The following is a 22,233-nucleotide window of genomic DNA, read 5'->3' on the forward strand; positions in this document are numbered from 1 at the left end:
CCATCAAGCAATAGTTCTTTGAAGTACTACCAACAGGAAAACACTCACAATTCCAATGATGGCTGGAAACGCTATTCTTCCGAATCTCATAAGTTGAACTGTATCAATATTGTAAATCTTTATGCGCTCGTTATTGCCCAGCACAACAAGCAGAAGTTGCAAGCCCAGTAATGCATAAACCACATAAAAGGCGTAATCCAGTAAAACTGTATAACCAACGCTATCTGGAAGCCGCTCAATGAGACTGATGTGATAAAAAACAACAGCTAACAATAATCCACTCACCGCTTCGATAGAGATGTGCTCGAAGGGCAAGAACATCAAGAAATAAGCAATTATCACGAAAAACAGCAGCGGTAGTAGATTCTTGACACTGAAGCTGACGACATCTCGCTTGATATGAATGCTGGCGTTGAACTGGGAATAGGGAATGTCTGAATTGGTATCAATGAGCTGTCGATTACCCAAAGTGGAACTATTAACCAGCGTGTTCTGATAAAATTGAACCCGCTCCACAATCCAACTAGTAATGCTTTTAAAAACGTTAGTTCGCTTTGCTTGCTCCAATATTCTCTTAGAATCTGCTCCCCGCATTCCCACTAGGTCTACCACATAAATGAGCTGATTGCGGGTAAGACTGGTGTTGCGAAATCGAATTTTTAGAATCTGTCGATCGAAGGGATATAACCGAAAGTCAAAGACTTCAGTGAAGTCGGCTTTCACCCGGTAGACTTTGTAGTTAACCCCATCTTTTTGACCTGCTTCAATCGGCTTGTCTAAGCTGAGTTTTTCACCCGAATCTAATCGTTCAACGCTATAGTTAGTAAATTCAATGTCATCCGCTGGCACATCTCCCTGGTAGCGAAACCAAAGGTAGAAATCAACAAGATAGCTGGATGTTTGTTCATCAATCTTGTCTAATTGGTTGATGTCCATACCAGCAAAGACAATATCGGTCTTTTGCAAGTAGCGCTCTCCAACTTTCAAGATTTCGCCGCTTTCAACCTTCTTAGCCAGATCGGGAACTACAGAGGGATCTCTCACAAGCTGAAGCTGGGTAAACGCAGAAACTAATTGCTGGCGATCGAACTGAGCGATATAGGCAGGGGATAATGCATTCCCACGCTTATCAAAGTAAACCAGACGACCGGCTCCCTCAAAAGCTGTTTCAGGGGAGGTAAATTTTTTGAGTCTTTCAATCAAAAGCGATCGCAATTGGGCTGTATTCTTACCACTAATATTCTCTTGCTTAAGTGCTTCAACCACAGCTACAGCCGCATCATAGAAGCTGGCACCAGTCCAGCCTGGTTCTCTACCATACTCTCGCTCGAAATCAGCCCTAAATTTCTGACCGCTGTCATCTAACACCCCAAAAATGACAGGAGTAACGCCTAGAAGATTTGAGGTAAAAAAGTCCTTTTGTTCCCGCTGTTTTACATCCTTGTCCAATTCTCGGATAACATCTAGGTCAGCAAAGGTGTCACCGCCAATAATCGGCAGCTTGATATTCGCTAACCTAATCTGCCGGATAAATTCAGCCGCGTCATCAAAGGCTACGGCTGCAAGCAACGCATCAGGTGCTTGATTCGCTGCAATAGATGCCTTTATACCTGTAATGACCTTCTGGAGATCTGTCTTCAGGTTTTCTTTTGTTCCCATAGCCCATTCATCCACAACGTTTCCACCCAGCTCTCGAAACGTTTGTGAAGCAGTTTCCCCAAGGTTTTTACCGTAGGCATCATCCGTATAAACCAACCCAACCTTAGAATATTTCAATATGTTCTTGGTGTAATAAGCCATCAAAACTGCCTGATCTTGGTTGGAAAAAACGGTGCGAAAGAACCAGTTGAAGTCAGCCAATCGGTCGGCAGTGGCTGAACCGCTGATCACTGGTACGTTGTATTGCTGATATGCCTTACTAGCAGCGAAAGTCACTCTACTGCCATCATGCCCGATAGCAGCAACTGCCTTCGAGCGCCCAATTTTGTCGCCAACCTGGAGCGCCACCTTTTCATCACTTTTATCATCGTAGGCAGTGACAACCAAACGCTTGCCATGAATTCCACCTGCCTGATTCACCGATTTGATATAGAGCTTAACGGCGTCAACATTATTTCGACATGTCGCTGTGTTCGCCGGACAGGCAACAGCAATGTCGATCGTCTCCTGAAAAGGATTGAAGGTGGCAAGTGTGACGGTGGTAATAAAAGCGAAGACTACAAGCAGAAACCAAAGCAGGAACTTTTTAGGCATAAAATTACAACAGTGCAGTCACAAATATATCAGGAGTTACATAACTGGCGCAAAATGGGGGAGGGACGAGGGCTGAGCGTGCAATAATTTCAATCAGACAAACACACATGGCGTAATTTCACGCTTCTCTTCGTTATTTTTGAGAAATTTTTCTAATAATTGCATCCACAATGCCATCCCCCGTAGTGATGTTACAAACATCAATTCCATTATTAACGAAGTTAATTAAAATATCATAAATCTTTGTCAAATAATCATAGGAAAAGTTTGACATAGATATTAAAAACTATTATTCTATTTTTTACAACTAAAGAACAAATACGATATGAGAGAATCTACGGAAATAATAAACCGCTCGATTTAATGCGATCGGTCACGAGCATGAAGACAATCAGTTTTGAAGAAGGTAGCAGGGAGAGGACAGGAGATTCTGACCACCTTTAGGAAGCGAGCCACTAAGAGCCCGTCGGTGTCGCTTGGTTAACAACCCGTAAAGTCCCCATTCCAGCTTTCTATTTCAGTATTTTCCCTGATTTTTTCAAAAAAGATTTCCTACGGTTTTTCAGCTATGAATTTATTTTATTGAGAATAAGCAGCCACTCCTTTACCAAGTGCAACATTTCCGTTCAAATTGTTCGTAAATGATTATCTAGTATTTCCTCTGAAGGCAAGTTTATTTATTTGCCTTTACGATATGGATTGACATTTGAACTCTCCCCGCTTTAAAAATCGAGGATTCCAAACTGTTGTTAATACGAGGGACAAGTGCCGCTTTGTAACGTTTTGTCTGGCTCAAGCAGATCTAAGAGGGCGTTTATAAATAAAAAATTAAAGAGAACCGCAATCATTACCCAAGACAGGTATTTTAAAATCAGACAGTAGTTGTATTTGAACGTGGTACCATGAGTCGAAACCCTTACCCCACAGAGATATCTGATACTAAATGGGATTTGAGCAAATCAAAAAAATGTTTAAATACAACTCGATATCTTTAATGGTCATGGTTCAAAAACAGAGCCGAGACTCTTTAAAGTTTCAGCTAACTCAAACTCAAATCGTCCATAACAATTATTTACGATATTAAACAGCATGACAATAACTAATAACTCTACCAACGTGACGGTTGGTGAAACGGGTAATTATCCAGGTCGTGCGTACTTTGTTCGACATGGTGAAAGTACGAGCAATGAACGCAACATTTTTGCGGGAGTACTGGATGTTGACCTTACAGCATTTGGTAGGCTGCAGGCACGCCGTGCAGGTGTTGACATTAAGAAAAAAGGTGTCAAGTTTGATGCAGTATACGTTTCTCACATGAGACGGGCGAGGCAAACTTGTGAAATCGCCCTTGCTGAAAGTCAGGCGCTGAAGTCACCCGATATTCCCATTCAAATCGACCATCGGATTAGTGAGAAATCCTTCGGTATTTTTGCGGGACGTAACCTGAATTTACTTCGTCTTGCCCTTGGCTATGAAGGCTTCGAGGAAATGTTGCATTCCCATAACGAAGCACCTCCGGCTGGTGAGAAGATTGCACAAGTTTACGCACGCGCTGCTTCTTTCTATGAGGAGCGAGTTGTACCACACTTGAAACGGGGTGAAACTGTTTTAGTAGTGTGTCATCAATATGTATTGGAGCCTTTAGCACTTTATTTAAGTGATTTACCACCGACTGCTTATAAACATCTAAAACTTCCTAATGGTAAGGCTTTGAGTGGCGAGGAGCTAGTCAAGTTCCGCGACAAGGAATCCGGTGGTGCCGCTGCCATGCGTAAACAGATCAACGATCTGTCAATTATGTGGGCAATTTTGATCTATGCTGCTGCTTTCTTACTGGGATGCTTGGTAAGAGCACTCATCGGCTCGGCAGGAATTCCGTCAGAGCTATTTCGAGGGATAATCGTTGCCTGTCTTGCGGCTTCAACGTTTTACACCTACCTAGATATTGACTTTGCAGCAAGTAAACGCAAAGTAACTGCATCGGCTAAGTATATAGTCTACGGGTCAATGTTGCTGCGATGGGTAGTTGGGCTACTTTTAATATTTTCGGGAATCTTGTATCAAGGTCCGGGCGATTTATACAAAGTCATGTGGGTGCTGTTTTGGATGGTTCCACCAGCCCTGACTTCCCCAGTTTTATCAGTACTCTGGGGCGGTAATCTTTACCCTTCAGCTCTCTTGTCAAGGATGCTATCAATCATCGTTCCAATTGCATTGATTGTGACATTTACCTTGGCAAGACAACTACCAATTAACTCTTCGAGCCTGCAATTTTTCTTTGTAATTCTCATTGCTGGTTTGGCAATACCAGGAGCGATCGCCCAATTTTGGCGTTCCAAATCTCCTGTTGAATCAAACCACCACAGTAAGAACTGGAACGCAAAATGATTCGCTCAAACCTGCGCTTAGTTGTATCCATTGCCAAACGATATTTAAATCGCGGAGTTCCTTTCCTGGATTTAATCCAAGAAGGAGCAATGGGATTAAACCGTGCTACAGAAAAATTCGATCCAGATAAAGGATATAAGTTTTCCACTTACGCCTACTGGTGGATCAGACAAGCGATTACACGTGCTATAGCGAATGATGCACGGACAATCCGCTTACCCATTCATATTGTTGAAAAACTGAATAAACTCAAAAAAGCGCAACGGGAACTCAAACAAAAACTTGGTCGCAACCCAACTGAGTTGGAGATGGCGGAAGCTTTGGAAATTCCTGCACCACAACTACGCCAGCTCCAACAATTACGACGTCAAGCACTTTCCCTGAACCACCGTGTTGGTAAAGAAGAAGACACGGAATTGATGGATTTACTGGAAGATGAAGATAACCAATCTCCAGAGGCAAAGATGAACGAAACCATGATGCGTCAGGAGATTTGGGAAGTATTGGGTGATGTCCTGACTCCAAGAGAAAAAGACGTTATCTCCCTCCGGTATGGCTTAGTTACCAGCGAACCCTGCACTTTGGAGGAAGTGGGCAATATGTTCAATCTCTCGCGTGAAAGAGTTCGGCAAATTCAAAGCAAAGCCATGCGAAAGCTCAGACGGCCTCACATCGCTAAACGCTTAAAGGGTTGGCTAATATGATAAGTCAAAAGTCGTAGAGACCCGTTATGGCGGGTCTGTACAAAAGTCAAAAGTCAACAAATGAAGACTCTTGACTATGTACTAATGTCTGTGGACTATGGACTATGGACTATTGACTGTGGACTATTAACGAATGATTACGAATAGCAAACTTATATTACGTTTTTCTGAGCCAACCGATTGTGATGTACTTTTTGAGTTAGTGCAGGCGCTAGCAGAATATGAAAAGTTATCTCATGCCGTTACTGGTAATGCCTTAGCGCTTCAAGAACACTTGTTTGGCTCACCAAAATACGCAGAAGCAATACTAGCAGAATATGAAGGGCAAGCTGTAGGGTTTGCCCTATTTTTTCACAATTATTCAACCTTTTTAACAAAGCCAGGAATTTATCTGGACGATTTGTTTGTTTTACCAGAATATCGTCGGCAAGGTATTGGCAAATCTCTCCTCACAAAAGTGGCTCAGATAGCTGTGGAACGGGGCTGCGGACGTTTAGAGTGGAGCGTTTTGGATTGGAATGAGCCAGCCATTGTATTTTACCGTCGTATGGGAGCAAGTATTTTGGAAGATTGGAGAATTTGCCGGGTTACTGGGGTAGGACTAATTCAGTTATCAGAGAACAGTAAAGAGTAAAGCGATAGCACTGCCGATAGAGTGTGTTAAAGCAGCGTCTCTATGAGACGCTATCGCTAATAACTGAATCAACGTTGATGTTTGACAACTTGTCTTTTGACAAGAACAGTTATAAATCTCAAAATTAGGCTGGGTATGGTGGCGTGAATTTATTGTAGAGAGAACACCCATGAGAAAGATTCTTTCAGTTTTGTTTGTAAGCGTAGCAATTTTCGCCTTTGCCTTTAATAGCCCAGCTTTCGCTACAGATGCAGTTAAAGGAGCCAAAGTTTTTAGTGCTAATTGCGCGTCTTGTCATGCGGGTGGTAAAAATTTAGTTCAAGCTCAAAAAAGCCTGAAGAAAGATGCTTTGGAGAAGTACGGAATGTATTCCCAAGAATCGATTATCGCTCAAGTCACAAACGGTAAAAATGCTATGCCCGCCTTTAAAGGTCGTCTCAAACCAGAGCAAATTGAGGATGTCACTGCATATGTTCTGGAACAAGCTGATAAAGGTTGGAAATAGAGTAGAGGATTAGGTTGATTTTCGTTGGTATAACTTATAACTTTTGTAGGGTAAACAAAATGCCCATCTTCATGGGTAAAGAGGCGAGTTAACGATACTAAGTTCGTAGTTGCTCTTGAGCGTTGCAAGCTTAATTCAAAAGGATTTCACGAACTTTATATTTCTTGACATATTGTTGTTGGTTCTCGCCTACTTACTTACGAAAAAATCAACACTCAACTGAAAACTCCAAAAACCCGGTTTCTCTAACAAACCGGGTTTGAGATTAAATGTTGGGTTGACTCATATCTTGCACCACCGTTTCCCAATCGAAAATAATAGGCCCAAAAGCTTATTATTACGTAGGTAGGGCTATGCCGCACACCCCTTTATTGAGAAGGTGCAAGATGTCACGATAGCGATATCTTAAGAATCTCCGTGGCTGTCTTCCCGGAGAGTGTCAAAGTAGTTGTCTACCATAGTAGTTGAGTTAGATAATCTTCTTAGCTAAATAACAAGATTTCAACAAGTTGGCTTTAATTTATTTGAGGTACCAGGAGCTATGACAACTTCAAAAAGCGAATTTGAAAGCAACAAAACTGAGCAAGAATGGAAGGAAATTTTAACAACAGAACAATTTCGCGTACTGCGCCAACACGGCACGGAACGCCCTCACACCAGCCCACTCAACAAGCAGTATGCCAAAGGAACTTACCTCTGCGCTGGTTGTGGTCTACCCCTATTCACATCTGATACTAAGTATAACAGTGGTACTGGTTGGCCTAGTTTCTTCAATCCGATTGAAGGTGCTATCGACACATCTGTAGATAGGTCATTATTTATGACCAGAGTAGAAGTTCATTGTCAACGTTGCGGCGGACATCTAGGTCATGTGTTTGATGACGGTCCCGAACCTACGGGTAAACGTTATTGTATCAACGGTGTTTCTCTGAACTTTACTCCAGAAGAATCATGAAATGAATTCTTTTGGTTCACGTAATACCAATTGTTTATGAAGCTGCACGCGATTTTACCCCTCCTAACCTCCCCAAAGTTCGGGGAGGTGCCATAGGCGGTGGGGTTTTTCTATGCATCTTCATAGAATCGGTATTAGCTAGATCTCCTAAACAAGTAGGGATCTAGCAGTTCGTCGAAATTAATATGGTGGAGTCTTAGAGATAAGCTAATTTATTAATTGCAAGCTAAGGGACTTCCAAATAAAAAAATACTCAAAAATTTCTTGTGGTACGTCTGTCTCAGACGTCGCAGGTGGCGGGCGAGGACGCCCACCCCAAAATATTGATTAATTTATTTCTTGGCGCTTATCTTCTGATTGCTTATTGAGAAAAATTCTTTAAAAGATATTGTAAAAAATTTTCTCTTTCAAGAGAAAGATGAATTGAACACCACAAATGGTGTTTAAAGAAGAAAGTTTAACTTCTTGCAAAGAATATACTATCGAAACTTCCATCAATATGGTGTAGAGGTGCAAAATGTTATCAGAACAAGAGGCAGCTAGCATACTTCAGTCAAACAATATGAACCCGAGCACACTTCAACTACAAGGGAAAAGAACTTTAGTAGCTAAGCTAATCAATAGTTATTCATTCATAATTAAGCGAGATGAATCAACACCTGGTTATTTGTGTGCCTGTTTAAATCATCAGAAAAGTGGAAATTTAATAACTTGGAATAGAATTGACAAAGATTCTCTTTTATTGGCTATTAAAAATGTGGAAGAATTTCTGGGACTCAAGCCAAGATGGAAAGTAGAAATCGATCGCTCAATGACTATTGTGACCGTAGCGTTTTTGTCTCTACTAATAAGTATAGGCTATACCTTTGGCAGTAAATTAGCTTATTGCAGTGCCCAGCGTCAAGATATACCGTTATCAGAACCCGAACAGCTATCAGTTATGAGTGAATAGCGATTGTCAGCGTTCGTCTTGTAACAATCTCTTAAATCATGCATTAGAGAGGAGACACTCGGTATTTCCAAGATACCGGGTTTTTAAGGTTGGTCACTCACGTTATACAAATAGGATGGAAATAAGTGCTATTACGTAATTGTAAACTTTTGATTTAGAATTTAAATTTTTAATTTGGAAATCGAAAAAAAACCTGGAGAAATTGACACTTCCTTATGGAAAAGTGCGAATGTTAGGAATAAGCTACCCCGTTTTTTAGGAGGGCTTCTTTAATGAGTAAATTCTTTCTTCCTCCTCTTCCTCCAGAGGATTTACCATCTCAAGATCTGCAACTTGATGTTTTACTTCTACGACAACTAGAAGAAACAGTTGGCAAACGCTTCTACCAAGCTTGCGGTCCCATAATGCGGATTTTGTTATCAAGTTGTCACTGGTATTTCACAATAAACGCTGGCACGCTAACTTTGCTCGTTATTTGCTATGACTTAGAAAGTTACTGGCATATCGCTAACATTGTTCCCGATATTGTTAAAAGGTTAAAACTGTTTTCTAATAGTGCCAAAATCCGTTTGTGTCCCCCAGTAGACAAAGGAATTGCCAGGGAATTTGGGATGGATGAGGTTTAGGTTTTATAAAGATTAGGGGCATTGGTGTAAATAAGTGGGTAGAATTAAATTTAACTAAGTTAAGGTCATTAGTTATTAGTCATTTGCTCGTTATAAATAACTAATAACAAAAGACAAAGGACGAACCTTACTAGTTAACTTTAGTTCTATCCACTTATTCAGTCTCTACTCCATTAACATGAGCTGTAGTGGATCTAGACGAATATACCAGGGTGATTGTTTATCTTTTAAGATTGCCCATTTCTCCTTAAACACCTCCGCTTGTAGGTGGTAATCGCTGTGATTTGCAAATGGCTGGTGTAACTTGACAAACAGCGTCATGCGGTGAGGTGTTTCGCTTGCTCTTGCTAGCCAGCAGGGAAAAGTATTTTCTTGGTTGGGATCGTTGGTAAAGATAAGATGATGGGCACGAATTCCCACATGAGTCAGCCCATCTGGAATAGATTCAACAACTTGCAGGGTACAACCCCAGTCAGTCGCCTCTACCCTTTGGGAGTCTACAGCGATAGCACGAGAAAAGTTCTTGCACCCTGTTATTCTGGCAACCCCTAAAGTGGAGGGTCGCTCAAAAATTTCATTTCTGGAACCAAGTTGCACTGTTGTTCCGTGTTCCATCACCATTAAGTTTGGACAAACTCGATAAGCCTCTTCCATGTTGTGTGTCACAAATAAGGTAACACCTTCGTAAGAGGCTAATGTTTCAATCATTTGCTGTTCCAGTTGGCTTCGCAAGTGAGTATCTAGTGCTGAAAACGGTTCATCTAAGAGCAGGGCTTGCGGTTGACTTGCCAAGGCTCTAGCCAGTGCAACTCTTTGTTGTTGACCCCCAGAGAGTTGATGGGGATAGCGCCTGCCCAATCCCTGCAATTGCACTGTGACTAGTTGGGCTTCTACTTGTTGCTTAATTGCGGACGCTGATAGTCCTTTAGGCAAGCCAAAAGCAATGTTTTGTGCCACTGTCATGTGAGGAAATAAGGCATAGTTCTGGACTAAAAATCCAACACGGCGATCGCGAGGTGGCAAATTAATGCCCCGTTCGGAATCGAACAACACCCTGTCGTTTAAAACAATCCGACCTCTTGTTGGTGTTTCTATTCCAGCAATGCAGCGCAAAATCATACTCTTGCCAGCACCCGATCCCCCTAATAATCCCAAGGGCTGGACTTCAGTGGTAAAGGATGCTGACAAATGAAATCCAGGTAAATGTTTTTCAAAGTTTACAACCAACCCTGAAGAGGACACGGGAACATGGGGAAAGCCAGAAGAGGAGAGCGAGGATAAATCTTCCCCTGCTTGCTTGCTTTCCTGCTTCCCTACTCCTCTGTTGGTTCGTGCTTCCTGCCACAAATTAACTGCAATAATCCCAGAGAGAGAAACGACCACAATCACTATTGCCCAGAACCAGGCTTCATTCATTGCTCCGCCTTCAACAGCAAAGTAGATAGCCATTGGGATAGTCTGGGTTTGTCCGGGAATATTACCAGCCAGCATCAAGGTGGCTCCGAATTCACCCAAAGCACGGGCAAAAGCCAAAGTCGTTGCTGCCAAAATTCCTGGAAGCGCTAAGGGTATGGAGATGCGCCAAAAAATTGTGCTTTCAGAAGCGCCAAGAGTTCTGGCGACCCGTAGGAGATTGGCATCAATTTGTTCAAAGGCTCCTAATGCCGTGCGGTACATCAATGGAAAGGCTACAACTGTGGCAGCGATCGCAGCGCCGTACCAAGTGAAAACGACAGAAAAGTCCAGTAAGCTCATAAACTGACCCAGTGGGCCATTCTTACCGAACAGCAATAGGAGTAGAAAGCCGACGACTGTGGGTGGCAAAATCAGGGGAGCAACGAAGATTCCCTCAATAAATGACTTTCCCTTACCTCTATATCCCAACATCCAATAGGCGGCAGCAATACCCAGGAAGAAGGTGATAAAAGTCGCAAGTAGGGAAGTTTTGAGGGATATCCAAAGAGGAGATAAATCGAGTGGCATTGTTTAAGATAATGCGCGTCGTATTTTATACTTTTTTCAACAGAAATTATTTCACCGAAAATAAAAGGGCGGAAGCCCCTGAATTTTATTCATGGGGAGGAAGCCCGTAGCTGATTTTAATCAGTGTTGAAATATCTTAGAACGCATAGGAGTAACCGTCCTTTTGATGAATCGGTGAGCAAAATCTGTGGCTAATACCCGTAATACGACCACTTTTGGTAACAATATCAAAACTCCCTGATTTACGGCACAACACTCGACCAACGTACTCGCCAACCTTCTTGCCAGTAGAGACAATGGCTTTAACAATGTCCCCAGTTTTGAATCCAAAATGGATCTGTTTGCGATCTCGATGTCTAGTTGGAAACCCATAGCGGTCAGTACCACACATTTGACGTGTCCCCCAACCAGTACACTTGATACGTAATGGTTGTTGGGTTAGCAACTGAATTGTTTCGACATCTCCAACACACGCTGCATCAATCCAGTGTTGTTTGGGCAGTTCAAGCCTTGTTCGATTGTATTTAGTTTGTCCACCCGTTCCCGTTGTGGTGAGTAGGATGTTTTTTAAGGTGTGGAATAATTCCCAACGAGTCGCATTGACTGCAGGAGCATCTTTCAATGGTTGCGTGGCTTGTCGTTTTATTTTTTCCAACCTAGAACCATCCTTTTTGAGAAACTCCTCTATAGATTTAGTTCCTTTTTTGACGTTGCATTGCTCGCACGACAAAGTTAAATTGCTGACTCGGTTACTACCTCCTTTTGCTTTTGGATATATATGCTCAATCTGAAGTGGTACACCAACTTTATCGCAGTAAGCACATTTACGCCCCCATTTCTCTAGAAGATATTCCCGTACCTCGTACCCGGCAAGTTCTCCTTGTTGATACTCAACACCGTTAATCTCTGGATTTTGCATCTTCTGAGTATCGAACTTAACCAACTCCATCGCTGTTTGAGTGATTGGCGCATAACGACAAAGCCGTTTTACCCATGTCTCGAGCGTGAGAACGCGATGCATTAACGATGGTGGCAGCCACATAGCTGGACGTTTGCGGTTATTGAAACGTGGTTGGCGATATCGAGTTTTGCGATAGCGACGGCGGCGACGTAAAGAGCGTCTAGATTCTAAAGCATCTTTAATTTGCCAACCTCGGTGTTCCAATTCTGCTGCCCAAATGACCTTATCTTGGTCAAGAATTGCAATACCTGTGAATCGACTACCTGGGTCGAGTTTAACAGTTAATGGCTTGGGGTTGGAATTGTCAACCGCTTGCTTCAAAATGATTACGAACGGGTAAACCCGATACACAGCAGCTTTTTGTTTTGTGAGTAGCTCTCTTGCCCGTGCTGGAGAGATTGGATTAAGTGGTTGTTTGTTTTGGTCGATAACGAAAACATAATTTTGCATTGCTGCATACTCCTTGCGGGTAAAGTTTGCTTCGACATTGTTTAAGGTCGGTAACTATCCAAACGACACTGGTTTATTCTCCGTAAGCCTGTTTAATCGTTCGGTTCCAGAGTTCAGGACTAGCAAGCATCCTGAAGTGGGTCTTAAACTCTTGCCTTAAACGAGTAGTCTGGTCAGGTAGAGTTAACCACCAAGCCCCTGCCTTTTAGGCATGGGGTTGGCGCTCAACGAGAGAACGCTGACAATAAATCCGTATTTGCGGAGTACAGTCTTAGCTTGATCACCAGATAAGAACTGAACAAACTCTTTAGCGGCGTCGGGATTTTTACTTCTTTTCAGCACTGCTAAGGGATAGACTATTGGTGAATGATATTTATCGTCTGTAATAACAGCTACTTTCACCTTATTGGATATTTTGGCATCGGTGGCATAAACCATACCAGCATCAGCATTTCCGCTTTCCACTGTTGCCAACACCTGACGCACGTTGTTAGCCAAAACTAACTTGGGCTTGACCTTGTCATAAATGTTTAGTTTCTTCAAGACTTGATCGGCATACTGCCCTGCAGGTACACTTCTGGGTTCACCAATAGAAATTTTCTTAACTTTGGAATCTGTTAAGCTATACAAGCTGGTGATGCCAGTAGAATTATTAGGTACAACTAAAACTAAACGGTTATTTGCCAGGTTGCTACGGGTTCCCGCAAGCAGCAATCCTTTTTGTTCTAAGGCATCCATTTGCCTTTTAGCAGCAGAGATGAAAATATCAGCGGGTGCGCCCTGCTCGATCTGTTGCTGCAATGCACCCGAAGCGCCAAAGTTATAACTCAAGTTGACGTTTGGTTTAGCTTGCTGGTATACAGACTTAATTTCCTCCAGCGCCTCTTTTAAGCTGGCGGCGGCTGATACCAGCAAGTTAGTGTTTGACTGTGCTACTACAGGAGAAGGAACAATCAACTTAAACCCAATTGCTAACAAGAGGGTGATACATGCTGCGCTAAGAAAAGTAAAAAGTTGTCTTCTTTTCATGAGAAAACACTAAGAGAGAGTTTCATTTTCACGCGTACTGACGCTTGGTAGGATCGTACCAAGATTGGAGAAAAATTACCAACCATTTTGGTAAAATTATGCCTAGAAAAGAACAAGGATGGATCACGTTTCAAACCTCAGAGGAGGAGCGAAAAATTTTAGAGCAATTTTGCCAACAGTCTCAGCGCACCAAAACAGAAATTCTGAGGGAATTGGTGCGGAGTCTCAACAGTCAGTCTCAAGCACCATCATTGCCTGCAAAACAGCAAGAGGAAAAAAACGATGCTTGGACTCTAGAGAAAGCTCCGGAAATAGAGGTTTCCAGTCAGAAGAAACCTTTGAAAGTTAGCTCTCGGAATATTCTGAAGGGAACAGTTAAACGAGTTGTTACGGGTTCCGTGAATACAGAAGTTACACTGGAGATTGTTCACAAAGTTGAGCTAACCTCGATTATTACCAGAGTGTCAGCAGATGAGTTGGAACTGGCAGAGGGCAAAGAAGCTTATGCCGTGATCAAATCTAACGATATTGCGATCGCAATGGAATAGAAAAACCTCTATTTGGAATGACATTGGGCTTTGTTGACCTATAAAAATTACCAACTTATTTGGTAATCTTTACCAACTTTATCGGTAATATTATATTTGAGAATTCTATTTACGAGATGAAAAATGCTTATATCTTGATGGTAGTAAAATTTCTCATATTTTGTACTATCGTTCCCCATCGAAAATCATAAGCTAAAAAGCTGATGATTTCGTAGGTAGGGCTACGCCGCACGTTATCTTATTAAGAAGGTGCAAGATATTAGTTCTCTTATTGAGTAGCTGATGATTTCGTAGGGTGGGCATCGCCCACCATGCCCCTATGTAGGTAGCTTTTAAATTTAGTGGCTGACTGTCGGTGAGTAGCATAGCTAGATTTTTCTGATTAAAGGGCTTAAATTTTGTGATGCTAGGACGGGCAAGATGCCCATCCCACAAAAAATTACAAGCTAAAATTTGGCTAACAGTTCATCAATCGCAGCTTTGACTTTCCGCGACTTAATGGCTCCTGTCTGCTGTAAAGATAGAAGTAAATCATGTGCTTCCTCAACTTTCTTAACTGCCTCAATAGCCATTGGCTGGCGGCTTTGTTTAATGTCTTTCAAGATCGATGAGATTCTTTTATCCATAGATAAGCAGAGTTGTACGGGTGCTGATGATTCTTTCTTCATATTTTTTATTAAACTCTCATATCTGTAGCTTCGCCGATCTATATTTGATTGCTACCAAACAAGCGTTAGGAACTTGATTAGGATTTATAGTTAGGAACTTAATCTATATATATTTTCAGCAATGGCATCTATCCCTAATTCATCTACAGAACAATTCACACAGGCTGCTAACGACTGGAATTTAACAAGGTTGTACAAAGACTTAGAATCTGCTAAGCAACAATTTGCTCCTAACAAAAAAAAGGGACTTACAGAAGTAGAAAAGTTGCATTTACGTGGATTGCTTTGTGGTTATAATCCGCAGGAAATTGCCGAAAAGCTTTACAAGAGCGCTAGAGGTCTTAATGCTTCTCTGTGTGAAACGCTGTATCGATACGTTGAACAACTGACAAAAAGACCCATTAATACTTTGAAAAACTGGAGAGAAATTTCTGAGTGGCTTGAAGAAGCTGATTATAAAATTTTGTCATCTAACTTAGTAAAAACTAAGGGTACGATCGCACAATTTAGCCAAGACGATAATAGGAATGAGTTTTTGGAAATATCTAACAATTCTGATTTCGTAGGACGAGAGGAGGCAATGTCACACCTTAACAACCTAGTTTGTGAAGGTGCAAAGGTTATTCTGATTTGTGCAGAAGGTGGTATTGGCAAAACAACTTTGGCTGAGAAATGGTTTGAGCGCCAAGGATTTGAAATCGCACAACTTTTAAAACTTTCAGTAGGAACGATTTCTCAGGATATCCAGCCAGTTGAAGATTGGGTGAGGCTTAAGCTAAAAAACTACTTTCACGAGACTCCAGAGTTGAATTTTCTTACAATGTTGGAGCAATTGAAAAGTAAGCTTCAGACTCACAAAGTAGGTGTGTTGATTGATAATCTTGAACTTACTCTGGTAAATGGAGAGTTCATTAAATATCACAAATATAGAGATTTATTAGCTATGCTCGCTGATTCAAGTGTAAAGTCTATCACACTCATTGCAAGCCGTGAACCATTGAGTGAGCCAGCAATCAAGGGTCTTCAAACTTACCATCTAAAGAGTTTGAATCTACAAAACTGGAGAGAATATTTTGAAAGTCGCAAAATTATTATAAATATTAACGATCTAAATGAGATGTGTCAAGCATATGGAGGAAATGCCGAAGCTATGTTTCTTCTTTCGGCTGATATTAATAACGAGCAATTTAGAGGAAATTTAAGTATTTATTGGAGACAAAACCGTATTAGCTTGTTAGTTAATCCTACCTTAAAAAATCTCGTTAAACATCAATTTGATCGACTACAAGAAGATAAGCCTAAAGCTTATAAACTTTTATGTCGAATAGGGTGTTACCGCTATCACTATATTAGTGTCATTCCTGAAAAAGGAATTTTTTCCTTGCTTTGCGATGAGGAAGACTACCGTGATAAACGCCAACTTATTAAATATTTGCAAAATAGAGCTTTAGTTAAGTATCACCATGATGGTTACTACTTACACCAATTTATTTGCGAAGAAGCTATAGAAAGACTTAAGCTGACTAATGAATGGAGAAAAACTAATGGTGAAGCAGGACTATTTTGGTCTGAAGTTATTGCAGAGAACTCTAAAAATTATGCTGAGCTAAACACAAAAATTTTTATTGACAGAGCTAGCAATAGTCAAGAACAAATGTATCTAAATATAGAAAATGCTGAAAAAGCTGTTCTTCAGCCTCTGAGTCAACAAGAAATGATAGCATTAGAAATTATTTATCATGCCTTGGAATTTTATGATTTAGATTCTTTAGAAGAATTAACTCAAATAACACAAGTAACAAAAAATTCATTTTTTAATTCAGTGATACAAATGATTTCTGAATACGTTGAAACTTACATAAAATTGGGTAAAATATTCCATAATTATGGAGTCAGTACATATATAGTATCAACGATCGACAAAAATTTAAGTAATATGTTGTCCTGTAGCAAAGAATTTGAGTGCTGTCAAAGAAGTTTTAGAGTTAGCCAATATTTCTTTCAAAATTCTTTATCTATTGCTCAGAGAGTTAAAAATAAAAAGCTAGTAATTGAAGCGCATTCCTCTCTAGCTGAATGTTATTATTTTCAAGGTATTAGCTTACATCAATTAGGAATTTTATTATATCAAATGTTTAAAATTCAAGAAAGTCAAAAGTTATTTGAAGAAAGTGAAACAAAGTTGGAAGAATCTTTACGAATTATTGGGCAACTGCAAGAATCTTTATATGTTTTTGAAAAATTGGAAGAATCTTTACATTTTTTATGGCAGATTACATTAAATAAACAATTTGATAAAGTCAAAGAAGCAATTTTTAGTCTAGAAATAAGTAAAAAAATTACAGTGAATTTCTGCCAACACTTTTAACTAAATTAATGTAATTTAAACCAGTAGCGCAGCAGATGTTAAAATAAGGGCTGCTAGAATTGTATGAACATTAACAACATTTGCCTGGTTAATCTGTAAAACCATAGTAGATCTAATTCCTGCTTCCTCTGTGCCTAAAACTGGAATTCAGTCGTACAGAACAACATCTCTCTGTATAATCTCTAACACTGAATTTACCCACGGATCGATCGATGCTCATAATCTTCTAACTTGAAGAATTAGTTAGAAAAATCTGGCTCAGCTATTTCCATTAACTCGGTAGATTTAAGCCATAATAAAGAACTTTTACTACTTTGCTTCCAAACCAGGAATATCGATCGCCGTTCATATCATGCCAGAGACTCAAGAAACGCTTTCATTTCCTCTGCATCTCGTGACATCCCTAGAAGATTAAAGCCATTCATTGCCTCAGTTGCATATTGGCGGGCTGCTTCTACGGTTCCCCATCTTTGTTCCCAACGAGCAAAGGAGCGTTGATAGCGAGCCAAACGCCGTTTGTTGTTATTACTCTCAGCTACAGTTAAACCTTTAGTTAAGAGTTGTTGAGCTTCATTGCTCTCGTCTTGTTCTATAGCAATATCAGCCAGCCAATTTTGAGCAGAATTGATGACTCGATACCAGTTAATTTTTGCTGCACTTTTTATCACTGCTTGAAAAAGTTCCTTTGCTCTAGCATATTCATGCTCTAAATGAAAGATTTCAGCCCGATGGTAAAGAACAGGAATTGTATAGCGGATATTTTGTCGCTCTTCAAGAGAGGCTTCTTGTACTAACCCTTCCTCTACCGTTAGCCAGCGAAGTGCATCGTGATACTTTTTTTGCCTAATTTTGAGCCTAGCTATACTTTCTGCTAAATCAGCCTGAACGCATAAGTTTGCGTGGTCGCGCAAAACCCACGTGCGTCGGAGAATTTCTTCTGCTTCTCTCAAACTTTGCTGTGTACACATCTGAATTAGTAACCCGCTTCTGCAAATTGAGAATTTTACAAAAGATGACCATTCACCACGCCGTTCCGATTGTTCAACAAGCCATTGCAGCCAATCCAAACGGTCACCCCAGTAAGCATAAAGATTTGCATAGTGATTTAAAAGCAGCCAGAAATCTCTAACTTCTTCATAGTGCTCTTGGTCTTTGCACCAGTAAAGCACTGCCCGCAGATTCCCTTGCTCTTCCTCTAATTTGTCGTAATGTATCCACTTTTCCCAATCTTCTCCCGCATTGTGTTGAACAAAATCTTGATAAAATCTGACCCAACGCCTGCGAGCATCTTTTGCGAATTCTGGGTATGCAGCTATTTCTGCTAAAACGTACTCCCGTGTTAGAGAAAGCATTTCATAGCGCCCGGTGTCTTGATTCAAATTGATTAACGAGAGTTGTTGAAGACGTGCCAAGCCTTCGTTGACAGAATCAGGAGATGCAGTGAATCCGGCAACCTCAGCTACCGCAGCAAGTATGGGAGCATCGGGAAAAATGGCAATTGACATCAGTAACTTGTGAGCTGGCTGTCCCTTAATGCTTTGTACTGATTGTTCAAAGCAAAAACGAGCCACGTCACCTGTTGCTAAGGCGAGTCTGTCTAAGACAAAGTTCAGGGAATAGCCCCTAGAAACCTGACCGATAGCATAAACAATGGCGAGGGGAATTCCCCCAGTTCGTTCATAAAGTCGCTTTGAATCCCCATCATTTATGATGACTCCTTTTTCTTCCGCTTGTTGCTGAATCAACTTCAGCCCATCATCCAAGGGTAAGTGCCTCAGAGTAATAGGAAGCAAAGCAACTCTTTCCCGTGTTGTAAGAATAACTTTCACATGAGCAGGTAAGTCATACAAGAAACTGATAACCCTTCCTGTCTCCTCGATAGTATCCATATTGTCCACAATCAGCAGTGTTCTTTGCTTGGAAAGACTTTGGCGGACACGGTCAAATTGGTCATCAAAAGGAGATTGAATGATAGCAGGATCGTTAAGGGTATGGGCTATCTCCCGAAAAATTTCACTCAGGTTCCGCTGTCCCTGCTGTCTCCGCAAAATACTATTAGGTATCAGCTCTTGTTGTTTGGCTGACGTGAAAATAATCGCTTCAAATTTGGGTGCGCTAGTAAGATTCTCACGATTGGCTTTTAAGCATAGATAGGCAGCTGCCAAAACCAATGCCGTTTTACCCACACCACCGATACCATCTACGGTGATGATATGAGCAGCATGATTGGGAGAAAGGCGTTGGAGTAGCAATTTCATTTCCGCCTCACGACCAATAAATTCTGTGTAAGTTGGTGCAGGTAGATTGTGGGGGATATTGGAGGAACTACTAGCAGGAGATATAGTAAACCCCTTGCGATAGCCATGTCTCTCCAAAATATAAATCAGGTTGTTTAACTTAACGCTTTTCTCCGGTTGTCCTGTCAAAACTTCGATGTCTCTATAGAGACTACTGACACTTGTTCTGACAACTGCATTATCTCTATGTAAGTCTTGGCTAATCTTTTTGAGGCTATACCCGCACAATAATCCCAATAACAAATCTTTTCGCGTATTATCTCTGTATCGCTTTTGCGTATTAACCTCTAAATCAGTCAGTAGACGGTTTATATCCCATTCCTTCAAAACATTACGATTCCAGCTTTTGGGTAACTTACAATCCTCTGACCAACTTGACATAAATATTACCTATAAATACTTATAACTTATTATATTTTTATAACATTTTAAAGATAAAATAATAGCAAAAAGTTAACATATTTTTGACATAGTTAATTGGCTGTTTAAAATTAATTGGTTACGATTGCAGTCAATGAACAATAAAAAAGCATTCCACTATTGGAATGCAATTAAGTGTGAGTTTAATCTCTTGTCAGATCGGTGCTAAACTTCTAGCAGTTTTACAAATTCAATCAATGTACTACTGTACTTGATATGAGTTTTGTGGAGAAGTGTCTTGGGCTGGGCAATCCAAACTTTGATTTGGTTTATAGCTATTTGCAAAAGCAAATCCACCTCCGAAAGACACTCCTGTTGTCAAAAGCACAGCAAGCAAAGTCTCTGACAAACGCAATGAAATACGAACTCTTAGTACGGAGTTCTTGTTATAATTATGGTTTTGTGGCATACTAAGATAAGCAGTCTCCTAACTGCTAATGTGATAAAACCTTCCAGCAAACCGTCGCCAAACTATTTGTTGGAATAATTACAGTAATTGCCTCCAGTATAATCAACACTGCATACTGGAGGTACTTACTATTAAGTTAACAATACAACAAATATCCGCAACGAGTCAACAAGATTTTGTACACATTTCTCTCTAAGGCTAATAGCAAAGTTTACTTTAATAGTTACGCTCTACACCATATTAGGGTAAAAATTAATAACGAGAAGATAACTCTAGAAAATAGCAATTGTTCTTCTTTGTAAATCTTCCAGGCTAATTCGATCTAGCTAATAAATTCTCTAAATCTGCTTTCACTAAGTAAGTAAGTAATAATTATTACAAAGAAGTACGGCTGAAGCCTAAGTAAAAATTTATTACTATCCTTTCAATAAGGTTGAATTTAGATAGAAATTCTAGTTTTTGAGTATGTTCCCTATATGTTAACTGGTATCTTTTGGACACCTATTCTCAATTTTCTGGTGTCACTTGTCACTAAATTCAACTTTCAATAAGGGATTTCCAAATAAAAGGCTCCCAACATTTCTTGTGGTGCGGGCTAGAAGCCCGCTATTCGTACAAGGCGGGCGAGGAAGCCCATCCTATAAGAAGGTTATCTCCGTGTTGATATTCAAACTTGAATGACGATTTTGCCGAAATGAGCACCGCTTTGCAAGTAACGGTACGCTTCTGGTGCTTCTTTAAACGGAAAGACTCGATCTATGACAGGTCGGATTTGGTGCAGCGCGATCGCTCGATTCATCGCTTCAAACATTTCCCGACTTCCCACGTATATGCCTTGCACGTCAATACTCTTTAAAAGAATCTGTATGTGATTGACATCAGCGGAACCTGCTAAAACGCCAATCAAGCTAACTCTTCCACCCACGCGAACGCTTCGCAGCGATCTGTCTAATGTTCCTGCTCCACCTACTTCTACGACTTGATCGACTCCTTCTTGCTGTGTCAACTCATACACGTTTTCGTCCCATTTGGGATAGGTCTTGTAATTAATGATTTCATTGGCTCCCATCGCTTTTGCCCGTTCCAGTTTTTCATCACTACTGGATGTGATAATGATTTTAGCTCCCAAGATTTTGGCAAATTGCAGTGCAAAGATTGACACACCGCCAGTTCCCAACAGCAAAACCGTTTCACCAGCTGCCAACCCTCCTCTAGTCACGAGTGCTTGCCATGCGGTAACGGCAGCGCAGGGTAAGGTTGCTCCTTCTTCATAGGACAAATGCTCTGGTAGCAGCACCAGCCCTTCTTCAGACAGCACTATATACTCAACCAGCATTCCGTTAATAGCCCCGCCCAAGGCTGATTTTATTTTCTGTCGGGTAAGCCTGCCTGAAATCCAGTCCTGAAAGAAGCAACCCGCAACGCGATCGCCTACCTTTACCCGTGTCACCCCTTCACCCACCGCAACCACATCACCTGCACCGTCGGATAGGGGAACGATGGGAAAGTTTTGCCCAGGATAAGCACCTTGAATGACGATTGTATCCCGATAGTTGAGAGATGTAGCTCGAACTCTAACCACAACTTGACCAAAATTGGGTTGCGGTTCTGGCAAATCCACTAACGCTAAACTACCAATCCCTGAAGCAGCCTTAATTTGATAAGCCTTCACAGTTCATTAACCTCAATTCTTTTTACGTAGCAAAAAGCTTGGCAAACACTGTATGTGACTTAAAGATTAACAAGATATTGAGGTTATTTAGAAATAATAATTGCTTAGAAAAGATTTATAAAATAAATTTTAAATGCTAAATGTAATGTTTTGTGTAGGTTGGGTAGAACGAAGTGATACCCAACAATTAAGTAGGATGATATAAATAAAGTTAACGCATGAAGACCGTCCTTAGTCTTTTGTCATTGGTCATTAGTAAGGATTTCAGGCTATTTACGTTTCGTAACACAGTTCTATTTATTTCTGTTCACCTACTTATTAAATGGAACAAAGCGATACCCAAGATTTATCGGTTGTTGGATTTTTTACAATTCAACAATTTGATGAATGTTGGGTTTCGTTCCTCAACCC

General features: G+C 40.8%; 15 protein-coding genes and 1 pseudogene. 9 read left to right on the forward strand and 7 right to left on the reverse strand.

Annotation, left to right across the window (positions count from 1 at the left end):
• Positions 1-3: 3 nt before the first annotated feature.
• Positions 4-2,253, reverse strand: a complete 2,250-nt coding sequence (locus ACYRY3_RS25835; RefSeq protein ID WP_460204485.1) for an ABC transporter substrate-binding protein — start codon at positions 2,251-2,253, stop codon at positions 4-6.
• Between the two features lie 1,089 nt (positions 2,254-3,342).
• Between ACYRY3_RS25835 and ACYRY3_RS25840 the strand changes: the two genes are divergently transcribed.
• From ACYRY3_RS25840 to ACYRY3_RS25870, 7 genes and pseudogenes are all read left to right on the forward strand, one after another.
• Positions 3,343-4,641: a histidine phosphatase family protein gene (locus tag ACYRY3_RS25840; protein WP_460204486.1), complete on the forward strand. Its 1,299-nt coding sequence runs from the start codon at positions 3,343-3,345 to the stop codon at positions 4,639-4,641.
• A pseudogene (locus ACYRY3_RS25845) lies at positions 4,629-5,345 on the forward strand (sigma-70 family RNA polymerase sigma factor); the annotation flags it as partial. The gene ACYRY3_RS25840 and the pseudogene ACYRY3_RS25845, both read left to right, overlap by 13 nt.
• Before the next feature lie 133 nt (positions 5,346-5,478).
• Positions 5,479-5,979 (forward strand): N-acetyltransferase family protein, encoded by a 501-nt coding sequence (locus tag ACYRY3_RS25850; protein ID WP_460204487.1) that lies wholly within the window; start codon positions 5,479-5,481, stop codon positions 5,977-5,979.
• Between the two features lie 169 nt (positions 5,980-6,148).
• Complete coding sequence (petJ, locus tag ACYRY3_RS25855; RefSeq protein ID WP_460204488.1) at positions 6,149-6,484, forward strand: cytochrome c6 PetJ; 336 nt, start codon at positions 6,149-6,151, stop codon at positions 6,482-6,484.
• Positions 6,485-7,025: 541 nt separating this feature from the next.
• A complete protein-coding gene (gene msrB / locus ACYRY3_RS25860; protein ID WP_460204489.1) occupies positions 7,026-7,439 on the forward strand; it encodes a peptide-methionine (R)-S-oxide reductase MsrB in 414 nt (137 codons plus the stop codon).
• Between the two features lie 517 nt (positions 7,440-7,956).
• On the forward strand, positions 7,957-8,391 hold the full coding sequence (locus ACYRY3_RS25865; RefSeq protein WP_460204490.1) for a hypothetical protein: 435 nt from the start codon (positions 7,957-7,959) through the stop codon (positions 8,389-8,391).
• Positions 8,392-8,663: 272 nt separating this feature from the next.
• Complete coding sequence (locus ACYRY3_RS25870; RefSeq protein WP_460204491.1) at positions 8,664-9,017, forward strand: hypothetical protein; 354 nt, start codon at positions 8,664-8,666, stop codon at positions 9,015-9,017.
• Between the two features lie 165 nt (positions 9,018-9,182).
• Here the strand turns inward: ACYRY3_RS25870 and modB are convergent, their stop codons facing one another.
• The 3 genes from modB to modA form a co-directional block, all read right to left on the reverse strand.
• Positions 9,183-11,000 (reverse strand): molybdate ABC transporter permease subunit, encoded by a 1,818-nt coding sequence (gene modB, locus ACYRY3_RS25875; protein WP_460204492.1) that lies wholly within the window; start codon positions 10,998-11,000, stop codon positions 9,183-9,185.
• A gap of 136 nt (positions 11,001-11,136) precedes the next feature.
• Positions 11,137-12,411: an RNA-guided endonuclease IscB gene (gene iscB / locus ACYRY3_RS25880; protein WP_460204493.1), complete on the reverse strand. Its 1,275-nt coding sequence runs from the start codon at positions 12,409-12,411 to the stop codon at positions 11,137-11,139.
• 183 nt (positions 12,412-12,594) lie between these two features.
• Positions 12,595-13,440, reverse strand: a complete 846-nt coding sequence (modA, locus tag ACYRY3_RS25885; protein WP_460204494.1) for a molybdate ABC transporter substrate-binding protein — start codon at positions 13,438-13,440, stop codon at positions 12,595-12,597.
• A 98-nt stretch (positions 13,441-13,538) separates the two neighbouring features.
• Between modA and ACYRY3_RS25890 the strand changes: the two genes are divergently transcribed.
• Positions 13,539-13,988 carry a TOBE domain-containing protein gene (locus tag ACYRY3_RS25890; RefSeq protein WP_460204495.1) on the forward strand — a complete coding sequence of 150 codons (450 nt, stop codon included), beginning with the start codon at positions 13,539-13,541 and terminating at the stop codon, positions 13,986-13,988.
• 446 nt (positions 13,989-14,434) lie between these two features.
• Here ACYRY3_RS25890 and ACYRY3_RS25895 read toward each other — a convergent pair whose 3' ends face one another.
• Positions 14,435-14,656: a hypothetical protein gene (locus ACYRY3_RS25895; protein WP_460204496.1), complete on the reverse strand. Its 222-nt coding sequence runs from the start codon at positions 14,654-14,656 to the stop codon at positions 14,435-14,437.
• A gap of 121 nt (positions 14,657-14,777) precedes the next feature.
• Here ACYRY3_RS25895 and ACYRY3_RS25900 point away from each other — a divergent pair, with 121 nt between their 5' ends.
• Positions 14,778-17,024: a hypothetical protein gene (locus ACYRY3_RS25900; RefSeq protein ID WP_460204497.1), complete on the forward strand. Its 2,247-nt coding sequence runs from the start codon at positions 14,778-14,780 to the stop codon at positions 17,022-17,024.
• A 350-nt stretch (positions 17,025-17,374) separates the two neighbouring features.
• On the opposite strand, the gene ACYRY3_RS25905 is transcribed toward ACYRY3_RS25900, so the two are convergent.
• Positions 17,375-19,702, reverse strand: coding sequence for an NB-ARC domain-containing protein (locus ACYRY3_RS25905; RefSeq protein ID WP_460204498.1), 2,328 nt, complete (start codon positions 19,700-19,702; stop codon positions 17,375-17,377).
• Positions 19,703-20,817: 1,115 nt separating this feature from the next.
• A complete protein-coding gene (locus ACYRY3_RS25910) occupies positions 20,818-21,822 on the reverse strand; it encodes a zinc-dependent alcohol dehydrogenase family protein (protein ID WP_460204499.1) in 1,005 nt (334 codons plus the stop codon).
• Positions 21,823-22,233 lie beyond the last annotated feature (411 nt).

Source organism: Scytonema sp. NUACC21, from assembly GCF_054684315.1.